Source organism: Clostridium sp. ZBS2 (assembly GCF_023845855.1).
GTDB classification, from domain to species: Bacteria; Bacillota; Clostridia; order Clostridiales; family Clostridiaceae; genus Clostridium; species Clostridium aquiflavi.
The window spans coordinates 40,049-58,405 of the sequence record NZ_JAMQIF010000006.1; the positions used below are offsets into that span (position 1 = coordinate 40,049).

The window sequence follows — 18,357 nt, forward strand, 5'->3', positions numbered from 1 at the left end:
TCTATATATACCTGATTATTGATTAAGAGTTTAAAAATATGCTATAATACTAAGTGGTCTTGAATTTAAGGAAATAATATTTCATTTAATAAGACCATATTTAACGAAATTTTTGAAGTGAAATTAAAATATATTATTAAAAATATTTTATATATGATATGTGTAAAAATGAATTACGGAGTGATTAAATGTTATTAGATAAATTAGCCTTTATAGAAAATAAGTATGATGAACTATCAGTTAAAATTAGTGATCCATCAATTATGCAAAATCAAAATGAATGGAGAAAATTATGCAAAGAACAATCTGACCTAGAAATCATTGTTAATGCATATAAAGAATACAAACAAGTAATTGAAGATTTAGAAGTTAATAAAGATATGCTAAACGAAGAAAGCGATAAAGAAATGAAAGAAATGCTTAATGAAGAAATATCATCTTTATCTCAAAGAGAAGTAGAATTAGAAAAAGAAATTCAAATATTATTACTTCCTAAAGATCCAAATGACGATAAGAACGTTTTTGTTGAAATAAGAGGTGGAGCAGGTGGAGAAGAAGCTGCTTTATTTGCATACAATTTATTTAGAATGTATACAAGATACGCTGAAAGACAAAGATGGTCTACAGAAATAATGAGTTTAAATGAAACTGATATTGGTGGTTTTAAAGAAGTTGTCTTTATGATTAAAGGAAATGGAGCATACTCAAAATTAAAGTATGAAAGTGGAGTACATAGAGTTCAAAGAGTTCCAGATACAGAATCTAGTGGAAGAATACATACTTCAACTGTAACAGTAGCAGTATTACCAGAAGTTGATGATGTTGAAATAGAAATAGCAGACAAAGATGTTAGAATAGATGTATTTAGAGCTTCTGGTCATGGTGGACAATGCGTTAATACTACAGACTCAGCTGTAAGAATAACACATTTACCTAGTGGTCTTGTTGTATCATGTCAAGATGAAAAATCTCAATTAAAAAACAAAGAAAAAGCTATGAAAGTTCTTAGATCAAGATTATTTGAAAAAGCAGAACAAGAAAGAGCAGATGGAATAGCTGCAGATAGAAAGAGCCAAGTAGGAACTGGTGATAGAAGTGAAAGAATAAGAACATATAACTATCCACAAGGAAGAATTACTGACCATAGAATAGGATTAACATTATATAAATTAGATTCATTCTTAGATGGGGATGTTCAAGAAATGATAAATGCATTAATAACTGCAGATCAAGCAGAAAAAATGCAAAAAATGGGAAATAGTGAAATGTAAGACATTGCTTTAAATGTCAGACATTATTTAATAGCCTTACATTTTAGAATGTGAGGCTTTTAAATAATAGGGGGTGATGTTATAGATATTTATACTGCTATAAAGAAAGAAAAATCATCTTTAAAAAGATTTATAATATTTATGATAATATTAGCAACTACACTACCGGCAGTTTTATTAATAACTAATCTTTTAAATGTATTTTATTTAATATATTTAACCTTTATTGAATTTTTAATAGTAATTTCTATACTTATTAAATTAAATGGATATAAGGTAGAATACAGATGTAATAATAATCGTCTAACGTTTAAAACAGGAATATTAACAACAACATCGTTAATATTATGTGACAAAGTTGTTTTAGTACATACTAATAAATCGGATTATGATATGGAAATAATTATTATTACAAGTGTCTCATTTAAAAATAGTCTATTGAGAACTGTAGATGCTAATTTTCTTAAAAGACATCCTAAAATAAAAAAGGAATATGATAAGATACAGGAGAAAAATCCAAATAAAACCTATTATTTTCAAATAGTAAGAAAAGGCGGATTAAAGAAGTATTTATTATTAGACTGCATATATAGAAATTGTGTTAAAGCTATATATACTGATTATAGTATACAAAATATAAAGATTGCACGAGGACAAACAATAGTTTAAAGAAAGAAGGCACATATTTTGAATACCAATATTATAAAAATTAATAATATTATTGATGATGAAGAAAAAATGAAAGAAGCAGCACAAATAATAAAAAATGGTGGCATAGTTGCTTTTCCAACAGAAACTGTATATGGATTAGGTTCTGATGCGTTAAATGAAGATGCTGTTAAAAAAATTTTTATAGCTAAAGGAAGACCTCAAGATAATCCTTTAATTGTTCATGTTGCATCAAAAAATATAGAAAATTTAGTTGAAGATATACCAGAAATAGCTCAAAAATTAATAGACAAATATTGGCCAGGTCCATTAACATTAATTTTAAAGAAGAAGTCTATAATTCCTAATATGACTAGTGCAAATTTAGATACTATAGGAATAAGAATGCCTAATAATGAAATAGCATTAAAATTAATAGAGATGTCTAATACGGTTATTGCAGCACCATCTGCTAATATAAGTGGAAGACCTAGCCCGACAGATGTAGAAAGATGCATAGAAGATTTGTCAGGTAGAGTAGACTGTATAGTCGGTGGAAATAAAAGTGATATAGGATTAGAATCAACAATATTAGATTGTACAGTTAATCCACCATTAGTATTAAGACCAGGTGGAATAACTTTAGAAATGTTAAAACAGATAGATAATAAAATAGAAATAGATGGAGCTATAATGAAAAAGAGTACTGGTGATTTAAAACCAAAAGCACCAGGAATGAAATATAGACACTATGCACCTAAAGCTAAAGTTAAGATAATTTCAGGTGAAAGAAAAAAAACTATTGAAAAAATGAAAGAAATGGTAGATTATTATATAGATAATAATAAAAAGGTGTGTATACTTACAATACAAGAAAATGAAAAAGAATATAATAAAGGAATCAAAGTAGTACTAGGCAGTAGAGAAAATTTACTTATGGTTGCACAAAATTTATTTGAATCATTAAGAAAATGCGATGATTTAGGTGCAGATGTAATATTAGCAGAGGCTTATGAAGAAAAAGGTGTAGGAATAGCTATTATGAATAGACTAAATAAAGCCGCTGGATTTGATATTATAGAAGTATAATTTTACAAGAATATATAAATAAGATTTTGATTATTGCTTAAAATAAGAGGAAGATAAAGTTTAATAATCTGCTTTTTCTTCTTTTTTTATGAATAGATATATTATAGTATGGAGGTTTTGATTATGAAATTAGCAATCGGATGCGATCATGGTGGATTTGAATTAAAACAAGAAATTATAAAATTTCTAGAAAGTGAAGGACATGAAGTTAAAGATTTTGGTACACATTCAACAGAATCTTGCGATTATCCAGATATAGCATTACCAGTAGCAGAAGCTGTTGTAGCTAAGGAATTCGAACTTGGAATATTAGTTTGTGGTACAGGAATAGGTATAGGAATTGCTGCTAATAAGGTTGCAGGTATAAGAGCTGCATTATGTTCAGATACTTTTAGTGCACATGCAACAAGACAACATAATAATGCAAATATATTAACATTAGGTCAAAGGGTTGTTGGAACTGGTCTTGCTTTAGACATAGTAAAAACTTTTATATCATCTAAGTTTGAAGGTGATAGACATCAAAAGAGAATAGATAAGATTAGTGCAATAGAAGCTAAACACAGTAAATAATATTAAATTTAATATATTTAAACATTTAATTTTGGAGGGATAAATATGAGTAAAGTAATTGAAGTTAATCATCCATTAGTGCTACATAAGCTTTCGATGGTAAGAAGTAAGGATACAGGATCAAAGGATTTTAAGGAATTAGTAAAAGAAATCTCAATGTTACTAACTTATGAAGCAACAAGAGATATAAATATGGATGAAGTAGAAATTGAGACTCCTGTTTGTAAAACAAAATGTAGAGTTGTTTCTGGAAAGAAAATGGCTATAGTGCCTATTTTAAGAGCAGGTCTTGGAATGGTTGATGGTGTTCTTAGTTTAATACCAGCTGCTAAAATCGGTCATATAGGATTATATAGAGATGAAGAAACATTACAACCAGTAGAATATTTTTGTAAGCTTCCAAAAGATATAGAAGAAAGAGATGTTATAGTTGTAGATCCAATGCTTGCTACAGGTGGCTCAGCAGCAGATGCATTAACTATGTTAAAAGAAAAAGGGGCTAAGAATTTAAAACTAATGTGTTTAATTTCAGCTCCAGAAGGAATAGAATTAGTACAACAAAAACATCCTGATGTAGATATATATGTAGCTTCTGTAGATGAAAAATTAAATGAAAAAGGTTATATAGTTCCTGGATTAGGCGATGCCGGAGACAGATTATTCGGAACTAAATAATATTTTATATTATTACAAAAGGAGTATCTTAAATAAAAATTTTAAAGATACTCCTTTTAAATTTATCTGTTATAATTAACATAAATAATGTTATTTTTAGGAGAATTAAAAATGGAAAGAACAATCAAAGAAAATTATTATTTAGATATTGCTGAAACTGTATTGGAAAGAGGTACATGCCTAAGAAGAAATTATGGCTCAATAATAGTTAAAAATGATGAAATAATATCAACAGGATATACCGGAGCTCCAAGAGGAAGAAAGAACTGTATAGATATTAATAGTTGCATAAGAGAAAAATTACAAGTCCCTAGAGGAACACATTATGAACTTTGTAGAAGTGTACATAGTGAAGCTAATGCTATAATTAGTGCATCACGAAGAGATATGATTGGAGCAACATTATATCTAGTAGGAAGAGATGTTAAGACAAGAGCATATGTGGAAAATGCTAATTCTTGTTCTATGTGTAAAAGACTTATAATTAATGCCGGAATTTCTTATGTTGTTATAAGAAAGGATAAAGAAGATTACATTAAAATAGATGTAGAAGATTGGGTAAAAAATGATGATTCATTAAACATAAATGAGGACTTTGGTTATTAAAAAATTATATAGATTAAATTTAGAATATATACAAACATAATGCAAAAAATATTAACAAGAATTAATAGATTTTTATATATAAAAAATAAGTATGTAAGATCTATTATCGCAGATTGGAGGAAATACTATGAGTAAAAAGAAAGTTATAACTATATTTGGAACGAGACCTGAAGCAATAAAAATGGCTCCATTAGTTCAAGAGCTAAAAAAAAGAGAAGAAATAGAATCTAAGGTGTGCGTTACAGCTCAACACAGAGAAATGTTGGATCAAGTTTTAGAGTTATTTAATATAAAACCAGACTTTGATTTAAATATAATGAAAACAAGACAAACTTTAACTGGAATAACAAATAAAGTATTAGAGGGATTAGAAGAAATATTTGAACAAGAAAAGCCGGATATGATATTAGTACATGGAGATACTACAACAACTTTTGCAGGAGCATTAGCAGCATTTTATAAGCAAATAAAAGTTGGTCATGTAGAAGCTGGACTTAGAACGTTTAATAAATATTTCCCATTTCCTGAAGAAATGAATAGAAGGCTAACAGGAAACTTGTCTGATTTACATTTTGCACCGACAAAAAGTTCTAAAGAGAATTTATTAAAAGAGGGTGTTTCAGAAGATATTATTTATATAACTGGAAACACTGTTATAGATGCTATGAAGTATACAGTAGAGGAAAATTATGAATTTGAAAATGATGAATTAAAGAAAATAGATTTTAATAAAAAAGTTATAATGGTAACGGCTCATAGAAGAGAAAATTGGGGTGAAGGAATAAATAATATTTGTGATTCATTAAAGCAAATCGTTTTAAATAATGAAGATGTTGAATTAGTATATTTAGTTCATTTGAATCCAATTGTTAAAGATGTAGTGTTTGAAAAATTAGGCAATTTAGACAGAGTTCATTTATTACCACCATTAGACACTAAAGAAACTCATAATTTAATGAATAAATCATATTTAGTTATGACTGATTCAGGTGGATTACAAGAAGAAGCACCACATTTAGGAAAACCAGTATTAGTATTAAGAGATGTTACAGAAAGACCAGAAGCAGTACAATATGGAACAGTTAAACTAGTTGGTACTGATGTAGAAAAAATAGTTAGTGAAGCAAATAAATTATTAAATGATGTTGATGCATATAGTAATATGAGTAAAGCAGTAAATCCATACGGAGATGGTGTTGCTTCAATTAGAATAGTAGATTCTATATTGAGATATTTTGAGTTAAGTGAAAAAGAAGTTGAAGAATTTAAAATATAAATATAAACTTTGTCTAAAATTTAACAATAAAGTCTTGATTAATAAAAAGAATAAATGTATAATTATGTTATGTTAATAATTTAACGATAAGGATATTAAACATATATAATTTTTAGGAGGATTTACACATGAAAGAAGTAGTTATTGTAAGTGCAGTAAGAACAGCTCTTGGAAGCTTTGGTGGATCATTAAAAACTGTTCCAGCAGTAGAATTAGGAGCAACTGTAATTAAAGAAGCTGTAAACAGAGCTGGTATTAAACCAGAAGCTGTTGAAGAAGTTATAATGGGTAATGTTATACAAGCTGGTTTAGGACAAAATCCAGCTAGACAATCATCTGTTAAAGCAGGATTACCAGTAGAAATTCCATCAATGACAATCAACAAAGTTTGTGGTTCAGGATTAAGAGCAGTTAGTTTAGCAGCTCAAATGATAAAAGCAGGAGATGCTGATGTTATAGTTGCTGGTGGTATGGAAAACATGTCAGCAGCACCATATGTATTACCAGGTGCTAGATGGGGCCAAAGAATGGGCGACGCTAAAATGACAGATACTATGATAAAAGATGGATTATGGGATGCATTTAACAACTATCATATGGGTGTTACTGCTGAAAATATCGCAAAACAATGGGGATTAACTAGAGAAGAACAAGATGCTTTCTCAGCTTCATCTCAACAAAAAGCTCAAAAAGCAATTGAAACTGGAAGATTTAAAGATGAAATAGTTCCAGTTATGATTCCACAAAGAAAGGGAGAACCAAAAGTATTTGATACTGATGAATTCCCAAGATTTGGAACAACTAAAGAATCTTTAGCTAAATTAAAACCAGCCTTCATTAAAGAAGGAACAGTAACAGCAGGTAATGCTTCAGGAATAAATGATGGAGCAGCAGCTTTCGTTGTTATGAGTGCTGAAAAAGCAGCAGAATTAGGAGTTAAGCCATTAGCTAAAATACTTTCTTACGGATCAAAAGGATTAGATCCATCTATAATGGGATATGGACCATTCCATGCAACTAAGAAAGCTTTAGAAGAAGCTAACTTAACAATAGACGATATGGATTTAATCGAAGCTAATGAAGCTTTTGCAGCTCAAAGTTTAGCAGTTGCTAGAGATTTAAAATTCGATATGGAAAAAGTTAATGTTAACGGAGGAGCTATCGCATTAGGACATCCAGTTGGAGCATCTGGTGGTAGAATTCTTGTTACATTACTTCATGAAATGGAAAAAAGAGATGCTAAAAAAGGTTTAGCAACACTTTGTATAGGTGGAGGAATGGGAACTGCTCTTATAGTTGAAAGACTATAATTAGTAGTACTAATTACTCTTAAGAAAATTGCTATGATTATTAATCATAGCAATTTTTTTATTCTTTAGGAATTTATATTATTAAAGAATTTGTGGATAACTTTTAGAATACCGTTTTTTAAAGTTTAAAAGGTTTATAAAATCTAGGTTAAGGTAAATGTTTAGTTGAAAATTGACACTGGAAAGTTAAATGAAAGGTTCTTAATAAGTATTTTAAAGCATATTATCTTAGAAAGATTAAGGATTTTAATCATAATTTTAAAATTCTAGTTATTAATTTTTAATTAAATTAATAAATAAGATTTAAAGATTGTAATTTACAAATAAAAAGTTAATTTATAAGTGTAGTTTTTTTTATACAGTAATAATAAATTATTATAATTTATTATAATAAAAGGTAATAAAATTACATAACATAAATATAATAGTTATGAATGAATTCCTACAAATTTCAAATTTTGCTCTATTTAATGGTATATGTAATAAGAATATATGCAAGATGTAAAGAACAATATTGAATTAAATAATTATAAATACTACTTAATAAAGTGATTATAAGCCTGTAACTGGGTTTATCAATGAATATAAAAAAAAAAAATTGAATAAAGCAAATTTTTTATATTCATTAGTACAAAAACAAAAACGACAACGTTTTACAAAATTACAAAAAAATCCAACAAAAAAATTGAATAAAGTTTAATAAAACTTGTATATTCATGTAAAATAACATCAGAAAACGATACCATAAAAAAAAAGAAAATATTCAAAAAAATGAATATTCTGATAATTGCAAGAACTGATGTTGATTATTTTATTTTTAAAGATAATCTGATTAAATGAGAAATTTACCTGCATATACCAAAGGAAATAGAAGATAAACACATATTACGAGAATAAAAAGCAATTTATTACTATAAATAGTATTTTATTAAACATTGATATGGTTATATAATATCTCATATTGAAGTCAAGAGGAGAGAGTTATGAATAGAGAGCCGATTAAACTTCTTAAAGATATGATTAAATTAGATTTAAGGGGTGGACTTTTAGTATCTTTAATTATAAGTATCCTTTTTTCTTTTAAGGATGCAAGTATATATTTAGCAGGTATTATAGTATCTTTAATTAACTTTATGATAAATGTGTATATTACCAGAAGTTTTTTAGGGTATAGTAATAAAAATAAATACATAACTATGAGTGTACCATTAAAAATAGGTATTGTAATTTTAGCATCATTACCTTTTATAAAAAATGTAGAATACATTTCTTGTTATATGTGTGGCTTTATCTCACATTATGTATTTTTAACATTTAACTGTATAAACAGTAAGAAAGGAAGTGTTTAAAGTGGAACCCAGTAAGGTTGTATTTTCCTTTAAAATTGGAGATTTCCCAGTAGATATTATTCCAGAAGTAATAGTTCAATGGATAATAATTCTAGCTGTAGCAATAACGGCATATTTACTAACAAGGAATTTAAAACAAAAGCCAGATAAGAAACAAGCTGCATTAGAAAAGTTTTATGAAACAGTAACTTCACTTGTTAGTAATACTATGGGAGAAAGTTATGTAGGGTTTGTACCCTATGTAGGTACATTGATAATTTACTTACTATTATTAAATTTTACAGGATTAGTTGGTATAAAACCGCCAACACAAAACTTAAGTGTAACTGTTGGTCTTGCAATTACAACATTTGTAGTTATTAATTTTACTGCAATTAAGAGAAATGGCTTAGGCAGATATTTAAAAGGTTTTGGACATCCATTTATAGGTATGTTACCTATAAATATTATGGAAAGAGTTATGTTACCTGTATCTTTAGCACTCAGACTTTTTGGTAACATGTTAGCAGCGACAATTTTAGTTGATTTAGTATACAAAGCATTAGGACATATAGGCATGGTAGCTCAAATTGGTTTACCAATAATAGTCCATGGATATTTTGATTTGTTTGATGGAACAATCCAAATGCTAGTATTTACTATGTTAACTATAATTAATATTAAAACAACAGCAGAACATTAGTGAAAAATTATTTATTTTAAGGAGGAATTACGATGGATTTAGCAGTTATCGGAGCAGGTATTGCTGTATTAACAGGATTAGGGGCAGGTATTGGAATTGGTATAGCTACAGGAAGGGCTACAGAAGCAATTGCAAGACAACCAGAAGCAGCAAGTAAAATTCAAACTGCATTAATCATAGGAGCTGGACTTGCAGAAGCAACAGCTATTTATGGATTAATAATTGCATTTATGATATTAACAAAATAATATTTATGAGTTGATTATATTGACTCCGAAGGGAGGATATAGATAAGGATATGGAAACTAATTATTCAGTAATTTTGATGACAATAATTAACTTTTGTATTCTAGTTGCTATTTTAAAGCATTTTTTCTGGGACAAAATAAAAGGTATAATTAATGAAAGACAAGATTTTGTTGATGAACAATTATTAAAAGTTGATGAAGACTCAGAAAAAGCAAGAATGTATCTACTAGAAAATCAAAGAATATTGCAATCAGCTAAAGAAGAAGGTAAAAAAATTACCGAAAATCAAAAAGTAAAAGCTAATAAAGTATATGATGAAATAGTAGAAGATGCTAATGAAGAAGCTAAATCTTTATTAGAAAGAGCTAAAACTGATATACAACGTGAAAAAGAAAAAGCTGAGTATGAAATAAAAAAACAAGCAGTAGATTTAGCTATAGAACTTTCAATTAAGGCTTTAGAAGAAAACATAGATGAAAGTAAACATAGAGAACTTATAAGCGATTTTATTACTAAGGTAGGTATGTAGCTATGTATGAATACTTAGATAGGCGATATGCATTAGCACTTTACCAAGTTGCTGAAAAAAAAGGAAAAGTGGATGAATACTTACAAGATTTAAGAGAAATTTGTGAGATTATTGAAAATAATCATGAATTTCATGAAGTAATAAAACATCCTCAAATAAGTACAAAGAAAAAAAAGAAAACATTTATTAGTATTTTTAAAAACAAGATTGATGAAGAGTTACTTTCTTTTCTTCTTATATTAATTGAAAAAGATAGAATACTTTATCTTAGAGAAAAATTAAATGAGATGGAAAAGATAGATCTTGAAAGAAAAAATACATTAAAAGGTATTATAAAAACAGCTATACCACTTTTATCAAATGAACTTGATAACTTAAGAAATATTTTTCAAAAGAAATATGATAAAAATATTTTATTTGAAACTGAAGTAGATCGTAATTTATTAGGTGGAGTTTATGTAAGAGTTGGTAATGATGTAATAGATGATACTGTCAAATCTAAAATAGAAGAAATGAAAGATTTAATGCTTAAACAGAAATAGAGGTGAATCCATGAATATTAAGCCAGAAGAAATAACTTCTATTATCAAAAAAGAGATAGAAAAATATGAAAAACAAATAAAAACAGTAGATTCTGGTACTATAATTCAAGTCGGAGATGGAGTTTCAAGAGTTTATGGATTAGATAACTGTATGGAAGGCGAATTACTAGAATTTCCAAATGATGTATATGGAATGGCTTTAAATCTAGAACAAGACAATGTCGGATGTGTTCTTTTAGGAAATGAAGAAGGTATAAAAGAAGGAGATATTGTTAAGGGTTCAGGAAAAATAGTTGAAGTTCCAGTAGGTGAAGCGTTAATAGGTAGAGTTGTTAATTCATTAGGTGAAGAACTTGATGGAAAAGGCCCAATAAACACAAATCAAACTAGACCTATAGAAGTTAAAGCACCTAGCATCATAGATAGAAGTTCTGTTAATGAACCATTACAAACAGGAATTAAAGCTATTGACTCAATGATACCAATAGGTAAAGGTCAAAGAGAACTTATAATAGGCGATAGACAAACAGGAAAAACAGCACTTGTTATAGATACTATATTAAATCAAAAAGGAAAAGATGTAATATGTATTTATGTAGCTATTGGACAAAAACAATCTACAGTTGCACATATAGTTAATACATTAACTGAAATGGGTGCTATGGATTATAGTATAATAGTAAGTTCAACAGCAGCAGATTCTGCTCCATTACAATATCTTGCTCCATATGCAGGATGTAGTATTGGTGAATACTTCATGAATCAAGGAAAAGATGTATTGATAGTTTATGATGATTTATCTAAGCACGCAGTAGCTTATAGAACAATGTCATTACTTCTTAGAAGACCGCCAGGCAGAGAAGCTTATCCAGGAGATGTTTTCTATATTCATTCAAGATTGCTTGAAAGAGCAGCTAAATTATCAGATGAAAAAGGTGGAGGATCACTAACAGCTCTTCCTATAATAGAAACTCTAGCTGGAGACATAACAGCATATATACCAACAAATGTTATATCAATTACAGATGGTCAAATATTCTTAGAATCTGATTTATTCAATTCTGGACAAAGACCTGCTGTTAATGCTGGTATATCAGTATCAAGAGTTGGTGGTAATGCTCAAATTAAAGCAATGAAGCAAGTAACAGGTACATTAAGACTAGAACTTGCACAATATAGAGAATTAGCAGCATTTGCTCAATTTGGATCAGATTTAGATAAAGATTCTAAAAAGAGACTTGAAAAAGGTAAGAGATTGGTAGAAATATTAAAACAAGATCAATACAAACCTTTAGAAGTTGAAAAACAAATTGTTATATTATATACAGCAGTTAATGATTTCTTATCTGATATAAAAGTAGAACATATAAAGAAATTTGAAAAAGAATTGTTAGAATATGTAGATACTCATTATAGAGAATTAGGAAAACAAATTGCTGAAGAAAAAGTTTTAACAGATGAAATAAAAGCTAAATTAGAAGTAGCGATAGTTGAGTTTAAAAAGATATTTTTACAAGAAGCATAGCTTAGTTTTAAGCTATGCCCTTCTTTAGGAGGTAGAAAGTATGGGTTCAGCTGGACTTATAGAAATTAAACGAAGAATAAAGTCAGTAGAAAGTACAAGAAAAATAACTAATGCTATGGGACTTGTTGCCACTTCTAAGTTAAGAAAAACTAGAAAAGAATTATTAACAAATAAAAAGTTTTTTGAAGAAACTGAAAAAATTATAGAAAAGCTTGCATCAACTATTTCAGGAGATGATGATAATATTTATTTTAAATCTAACAAAAGTAAGTATAAATTATACATTTTAGTATCATCAGATACAGGCTTATGTGGTAGTTATAATAACACTGTAGTATCTTACTTAGATAGTTTAATTAGAGATGAAAAAGAAAACATAAAAGTAATTACTGTTGGAAGTAAAGGCTTAAGTTATATAAAAAGAATAGGTCTTGATACAGTAGCCGATTATGTTGATATACCAGATATACCAACAGTAAAGGAAGTTAAAATTGTTTTTGAAAATGCTCTTAAAATGTATAAAGATGGAGAAGTTTCAGAAATTAATGTTGCATACTTAGATTTTGTTTCTCCAGTAAAACAAGAACCAAAAGCAGAAAAACTTTTACCAATAGAAAAAATTACTAGTGTATCAGAAGAATTTATAACTGAACCTAATAATGAAGAAGTTTTAATTAATGCATTAAATATTCATTTAAAAGGTAAGTTTAGAAATATTTTATTAAGTGCTAAATGTAGTGAACAAAGTTCAAGAATGACAGCAATGGACGGAGCTACTCAAAATGCAAATGATATATTAGATAATTTAAATCTAAAATACAACAGAATAAGACAACAAATTATTACCCAAGAAATATCAGAAATAGTTGGAGGAGCAGAAGCTCAAAAATAGTAAGGAGGTATTTTTATGCCTGGTAAAATTGGAAAAGTAGTTCAAGTAATTGGACCAGTAGTTGATATAAAGTTTGATTCAGATTCTCTTCCAAATTTATACAATGCAATTAGTATCGATATGGGAGAAAGAACGCTAATTGCTGAAGTTGAGCAACATGTTGGTGATGATATAGTAAGAACAATTGCTATGGAAGCAACTGAAGGATTAAAAAGAGGAATGGATGCAATTGATACGGAAAAAGCTATTTCTGTACCAGTAGGAGAAGCTGTATTAGGAAGACTTTTTAATGTATTAGGAAAGCCTATTGACAATGCAGGAGATGTAGATGCTGAAGAGATTTATCAAATTCATAGACCAGCACCAAGCTTTAAAGATCAAGCCGTTGAACCAGAAATGTTTGAAACAGGTATCAAGGTTATAGATTTGCTTGCACCATATCAAAGAGGTGGAAAAATAGGTCTTTTTGGTGGAGCCGGAGTTGGAAAAACAGTATTAATTCAAGAATTAATAAACAATATAGCTAAAGAACATGGTGGATTATCAGTATTTACTGGAGTTGGAGAAAGATCAAGAGAAGGTAATGATCTTTACCATGAAATGAAAGATTCAGGCGTTATAAATAAAACAGCCTTAGTATTTGGTCAAATGAATGAGCCACCTGGTGCTAGAATGAGAGTTGCATTAACAGGTTTAACTATGGCTGAATATTTTAGAGATAAAGGTCAAGATGTATTATTATTTATAGATAACATATTTAGATTTACTCAAGCTGGATCAGAAGTTTCAGCATTACTTGGAAGAATACCATCAGCTGTTGGTTATCAACCAACATTAGCAACTGAAATGGGTGCACTTCAAGAAAGAATTACATCAACTAAGAGTGGTTCTATAACATCTGTTCAAGCAGTTTATGTTCCTGCTGATGACTTAACAGACCCAGCACCAGCAACAACATTCTCACATCTAGATGCAACAACAGTTCTATCAAGAAGTATAGTTGAATTAGGAATATATCCAGCAGTAGATCCACTAGAATCTTCATCTAGAATATTAGATCCTAGAATTGTTGGTGAAGAACATTATAATGTGGCTACAAAAATTAAGAACATACTTGAAAGATATAAGGAATTACAAGATATCATAGCTATATTAGGTGTAGATGAATTATCTGATGAAGATAAGGCAGTAGTTTCTAGAGCAAGAAAAGTACAAAGATTTTTATCACAACCATTTACAGTAGGTGAACAATTTACAGGAATGCCTGGAAAATATGTTTCTGTAAAAGAAACAATAAGAGGGTTTAAAGAAATTTTAGAAGGTAAATATGATGATTTACCAGAATCAGCATTCTTATTCATTGGTTCAGTTGATGAAGCTGTACAAAAAGCTAAAAGTTTAGCATAGGGAGATGATTAGTATGGCTGATACCTTTTTATTAAAGATTGTTACCCCTGATAAAGACGTATTTAATGGTAATATAAAAAGAATATTTTTAAGAAATAGTATAGGAAGATTAGAGATATTAGCAAATCATGCTAATATGGTAACAAGTACGATATCATCTATTGTAGAATTTACAGATGCTGAAGGAAAAGATAAAAAGCTATTTGTTTCTAAAGGAATCGCAAGTATGTTTAATAATGAAATGACAATTTTTAGTGATTCTGCTGAATTTTCTGACGATATTGATTTAAATAGAGCAGAAAAAGCAAAAGAAAGAGCTGAAAAAAGATTACTTGAAGGAAATAAATACGATAAAGAAAGAGCAGAATTAGCATTATTAAAATCTATTGAGAGAATAAACTTAAAAAAAATGAATTAAAAAGCTTGAGAGGAATATCCTCTTAAGCTTTTTTTTAGCTTTTATTTGGCACAAATTAGCGAAAAATTTATATATTGATATTATAAACTTAACTAAATAAATGGAATAAAAAATTAAATAGCTGTTCATAATTAAAAAATGAATAGGGGGTATAAATATGAAGTTTAAATATAGTTTATTTTTGCTCATATTATTTTTATTTTTTAATATGGCAGCTATTTCAGCTAAGGACATTAATAGTGAATCTTTTTATACTTTAGAAAATAGCATAGTTAATGAAAGTTATTTTGAAGAAAACGGATTAAAAGTACAATTTAAAACTAAAAAAAATATTAATGTAGAACAAATATTTTTAAAAAAATATTTGATTAATGAATTAAAAGGAAAATATACTAAAGTTGATGATAGAAGTTTTGATGTTTCTAATGAAAATATTAAAGCTTGTGTTAATTTGTGGGAAAAAGATAGCTACACATATGTTGAAGTAACTTTAATAAATACAAATTCTAAATATGATACAAAACATTTAGAGGAATTAGTAGAGAACATAAAAAAAACCAACGTGGAAGATGTGCAAATATTTTTATATTATAAAGGAAGAATAGATAATGATAAATCATTAAATGATTTTAGTGAATTAATATCTCTTGTGAATTTAAATATGTTGAGTATTAGCAATGGTTATACAGGAACTGGGATTTCAAAATTAGGTGAAAAGATGAATTTTGCACTAGTTAGCTATAATGACAAATCTTATATAATTATTGGAACACCTATAATATTTACAACATACTAGTACAACCAAAATAAATATACAATTTATTTTGGTTGTTTAACAATTAATTATGGAGGATAATATGGAAAAAATAATAGTTAAAGGTGTAAAAAAACTAGAAGGTGAAGTTGATATAAGTTGTGCTAAAAACTCAGTTTTACCTATAATTGCAGCTACTATATTATGTCCAGAAGATATTACTATAAACAACACACCTATGTTGGAAGATGTAGAAGTTATTTGTCAATTGTTATCTCAATTAAATTGTAATATTAGTTTTTCAAAAATAAATAATAAATTAAAAATTAATACTAAAAATTTAAATCCTGTTGATGCTAATACTGATCTTATTAGAAAAATGAGAGCATCATTTTTGATAATGGGTCCTATGCTATCAAGATTTGGATATTGTAAATTATCACTACCTGGTGGATGTAATATTGGAAGTAGACCTATAGATTTACATCTAAAAGGATTCAAAGCTCTTGGGGCTGATATTAATATTGGTCATGGATTTGTTGAAGTTAAAGCTAAAAATTTAGTGGGAAATAGAATATATTTAGACTTTCCATCAGTAGGTGCAACTGAAAACATTTTAACAGCATCAATATTAGCAAATGGAACAACGATAATAGAAAATGCAGCAGAAGAACCTGAAATCGAAGATTTAGCAAGATTTTTAAATAGTATGGGAGCTAATATAGAAGGTGCAGGAAGAGGAAAGATAACTATACATGGAGTAAAAGAATTAAAAGGAATAAGTTATACCCCTATATACGATAGAATTGAAGCAGGAACATTTATGATAGCAGCAGGAATAACAAATAGTATTATAAAAATTAATGGAGTAAATGAAGATCACTTAAGGCCTGTCATAGAAAAACTAAAAGAATGTGGAATTGAATTTAATAGATTAAAGAATGATTCAATTATAGTAGATGGTACAGGAGAAAAAAGACCAGTTGATATAAAAACATTACCATATCCAGGCTTTCCAACTGATATGCAAGCTCAAATGATGAGTTTATTATGTTTAACTAAAGGAACAAGTATTATAACTGAAACTATATTTGAAAATAGATTTATGCATGTTACAGAATTATTAAGAATGGGAGCTAATATAAAAATTGATGGAAGAACTGCTATAATTGATGGTGCACCTAAGCTAACTGGAGCTAAAGTAAAAGCAACAGATTTAAGAGCAGGAGCAGCAATGATATTAGCAGGATTAGCTGCAGAAGGAGAAACAGAAATAGGAGATATATATCATATAGATAGAGGATATGTTAATGTAGAAGAAAAATTTAGGAAGCTTGGTGCTGAAATCTATAGAATAGATGTATAAATAAAGGGTGAGAGTAAATTCTTACCCTTTAAAATTATATTTTATTTTATATATTTAATGGCTTAACATAATTCTTGATTTTGAGCATATATTTAGATGTAGGGTATGGGAGGAAAGAGTTATGAGGAGTAACAAATTTAATAAAGACATAAAGTTAATAATACTAATAACATTAATAATACTTATAATATTAATATTATCCCCAATAGTTTTTTTAAATTCTGATTTTAACATATTTAAACCATTTGAAATTAATAACAGTGTAGTGAAAGAAACATATAAAATAGAGCTGCCTAAAAATAAAAAGGTTAAATTATATAGAAAAGATAAAGACAAGCTTGATGAAATAGATATAGAAGAATATATTATTGGAGTAGTGGCAAGTGAAATGCCAGCTAATTTTGATGAAGATGCATTAAAAGCACAAGCTGTAGCTGCAAGAACTTATTATATAAACAAACTCAACAATCCTTGTAAAGAAGCCAGCGAGAGTGAAGGTGAAATATGTGATACGACTCATTGTCAAGTATATATGGACAAGAATGAGAGAATGAAAAAGTGGAGTGAAAAAGATGGTAATAAAAATTGGGATAAGATAAAAAAAGCAGTTAAAGATACAGAAGGACAAGTACTTGTTTATGATGGAAAAGTGTTGGAATATCCACAATTTTTTGCAATTAGTTCAGGAAAAACAGAAAGTGCTAAAGATGTATTTTCAAATGATATACCATATTTAAAATCTACAGATAGTACAGGTGAAGAAATTGCTCCTAAATACAAAAGCTTTATAGAAGTTAATTTAGATGATTTCATAGATAAAATAAATAAAAATTATTCTAATTTAAATTTATTAAAAAATAATATAGGTTCTAGTATGAATATAGATTCATATACAGAGGGGGGAGCAGTAAAAGAATTAAAGATAGGTGATCAAATTATAAAGGGAACTGAATTTAGAAAATTATTTAATTTAAATTCCACAAATTTTAATTGGACAATAAAAGATAATATTATAAAAATAGATTGTACTGGATATGGTCATGGAGTTGGAATGAGTCAGTGGGGGGCTAATGCTATGGCTAAAGATGGTAAAAAATATAATGAAATATTAACTCATTATTATGATGGGGTTGAAATAAAAAATATAACTTATAAATAATTTGAATTTATTGGAAATATATAAATTCAAAATTAAA

The 18,357-nt window shown here is 28.1% G+C and carries 20 protein-coding genes; all 20 read left to right on the forward strand.

Annotation, left to right across the window (positions count from 1 at the left end; translation table 11 throughout):
- The first annotated feature begins 188 nt into the window (after positions 1-188).
- The 20 genes from prfA to spoIID all read left to right on the forward strand — a co-directional run bounded on the left by prfA (position 189) and on the right by spoIID (position 18,320).
- The gene (gene prfA, locus NG918_RS02725; RefSeq protein ID WP_252216321.1) at positions 189-1,271 is read left to right on the forward strand and encodes a peptide chain release factor 1; all 1,083 of its coding nucleotides are present in this window, start codon (positions 189-191) and stop codon (positions 1,269-1,271) included.
- Between the two features lie 81 nt (positions 1,272-1,352).
- Positions 1,353-1,940 carry a hypothetical protein gene (locus tag NG918_RS02730; RefSeq protein ID WP_252216388.1) on the forward strand — a complete coding sequence of 196 codons (588 nt, stop codon included), beginning with the start codon at positions 1,353-1,355 and terminating at the stop codon, positions 1,938-1,940.
- An 18-nt stretch (positions 1,941-1,958) separates the two neighbouring features.
- Positions 1,959-3,008 carry an L-threonylcarbamoyladenylate synthase gene (locus tag NG918_RS02735; protein WP_252216324.1) on the forward strand — a complete coding sequence of 350 codons (1,050 nt, stop codon included), beginning with the start codon at positions 1,959-1,961 and terminating at the stop codon, positions 3,006-3,008.
- 123 nt (positions 3,009-3,131) lie between these two features.
- Positions 3,132-3,581 (forward strand): ribose 5-phosphate isomerase B, encoded by a 450-nt coding sequence (gene rpiB, locus NG918_RS02740; RefSeq protein WP_252224387.1) that lies wholly within the window; start codon positions 3,132-3,134, stop codon positions 3,579-3,581.
- A gap of 45 nt (positions 3,582-3,626) precedes the next feature.
- Positions 3,627-4,256: a uracil phosphoribosyltransferase gene (upp, locus tag NG918_RS02745; RefSeq protein ID WP_252216329.1), complete on the forward strand. Its 630-nt coding sequence runs from the start codon at positions 3,627-3,629 to the stop codon at positions 4,254-4,256.
- 111 nt (positions 4,257-4,367) lie between these two features.
- Positions 4,368-4,862 (forward strand): dCMP deaminase family protein, encoded by a 495-nt coding sequence (locus NG918_RS02750; RefSeq protein WP_252216331.1) that lies wholly within the window; start codon positions 4,368-4,370, stop codon positions 4,860-4,862.
- Positions 4,863-4,989: 127 nt separating this feature from the next.
- Positions 4,990-6,138, forward strand: a complete 1,149-nt coding sequence (gene wecB / locus NG918_RS02755; protein WP_252224389.1) for a non-hydrolyzing UDP-N-acetylglucosamine 2-epimerase — start codon at positions 4,990-4,992, stop codon at positions 6,136-6,138.
- Between the two features lie 128 nt (positions 6,139-6,266).
- Positions 6,267-7,448 (forward strand): acetyl-CoA C-acetyltransferase, encoded by a 1,182-nt coding sequence (locus NG918_RS02760; RefSeq protein ID WP_252216336.1) that lies wholly within the window; start codon positions 6,267-6,269, stop codon positions 7,446-7,448.
- A 983-nt stretch (positions 7,449-8,431) separates the two neighbouring features.
- Positions 8,432-8,797 (forward strand): hypothetical protein, encoded by a 366-nt coding sequence (locus NG918_RS02765; protein WP_252224391.1) that lies wholly within the window; start codon positions 8,432-8,434, stop codon positions 8,795-8,797.
- Position 8,798: 1 nt separating this feature from the next.
- Positions 8,799-9,479, forward strand: coding sequence for a F0F1 ATP synthase subunit A (locus NG918_RS02770; protein WP_252224393.1), 681 nt, complete (start codon positions 8,799-8,801; stop codon positions 9,477-9,479).
- A gap of 32 nt (positions 9,480-9,511) precedes the next feature.
- Positions 9,512-9,727: an ATP synthase F0 subunit C gene (gene atpE, locus NG918_RS02775; protein WP_017353571.1), complete on the forward strand. Its 216-nt coding sequence runs from the start codon at positions 9,512-9,514 to the stop codon at positions 9,725-9,727.
- Positions 9,728-9,777: 50 nt separating this feature from the next.
- Positions 9,778-10,257, forward strand: coding sequence for a F0F1 ATP synthase subunit B (locus NG918_RS02780; RefSeq protein WP_252216345.1), 480 nt, complete (start codon positions 9,778-9,780; stop codon positions 10,255-10,257).
- A gap of 2 nt (positions 10,258-10,259) precedes the next feature.
- Entirely contained in the window at positions 10,260-10,799 is a 540-nt protein-coding gene (locus NG918_RS02785; RefSeq protein ID WP_252216347.1) for a F0F1 ATP synthase subunit delta, read from the forward strand.
- Between the two features lie 10 nt (positions 10,800-10,809).
- Positions 10,810-12,324 carry a F0F1 ATP synthase subunit alpha gene (atpA, locus tag NG918_RS02790; protein WP_252216350.1) on the forward strand — a complete coding sequence of 505 codons (1,515 nt, stop codon included), beginning with the start codon at positions 10,810-10,812 and terminating at the stop codon, positions 12,322-12,324.
- A 40-nt stretch (positions 12,325-12,364) separates the two neighbouring features.
- The gene (atpG, locus tag NG918_RS02795; RefSeq protein WP_252224396.1) at positions 12,365-13,216 is read left to right on the forward strand and encodes an ATP synthase F1 subunit gamma; all 852 of its coding nucleotides are present in this window, start codon (positions 12,365-12,367) and stop codon (positions 13,214-13,216) included.
- Between the two features lie 15 nt (positions 13,217-13,231).
- Positions 13,232-14,623 carry a F0F1 ATP synthase subunit beta gene (gene atpD, locus NG918_RS02800; protein ID WP_252216356.1) on the forward strand — a complete coding sequence of 464 codons (1,392 nt, stop codon included), beginning with the start codon at positions 13,232-13,234 and terminating at the stop codon, positions 14,621-14,623.
- 13 nt (positions 14,624-14,636) lie between these two features.
- Positions 14,637-15,041, forward strand: coding sequence for an ATP synthase F1 subunit epsilon (gene atpC / locus NG918_RS02805; RefSeq protein WP_252216357.1), 405 nt, complete (start codon positions 14,637-14,639; stop codon positions 15,039-15,041).
- 157 nt (positions 15,042-15,198) lie between these two features.
- Positions 15,199-15,837, forward strand: coding sequence for a YwmB family TATA-box binding protein (locus tag NG918_RS02810; RefSeq protein WP_252224404.1), 639 nt, complete (start codon positions 15,199-15,201; stop codon positions 15,835-15,837).
- Positions 15,838-15,898: 61 nt separating this feature from the next.
- Entirely contained in the window at positions 15,899-17,161 is a 1,263-nt protein-coding gene (gene murA / locus NG918_RS02815; protein ID WP_252216359.1) for a UDP-N-acetylglucosamine 1-carboxyvinyltransferase, read from the forward strand.
- Positions 17,162-17,282: 121 nt separating this feature from the next.
- The gene (gene spoIID, locus NG918_RS02820; RefSeq protein WP_252224409.1) at positions 17,283-18,320 is read left to right on the forward strand and encodes a stage II sporulation protein D; all 1,038 of its coding nucleotides are present in this window, start codon (positions 17,283-17,285) and stop codon (positions 18,318-18,320) included.
- Positions 18,321-18,357: the final 37 nt, after the last annotated feature.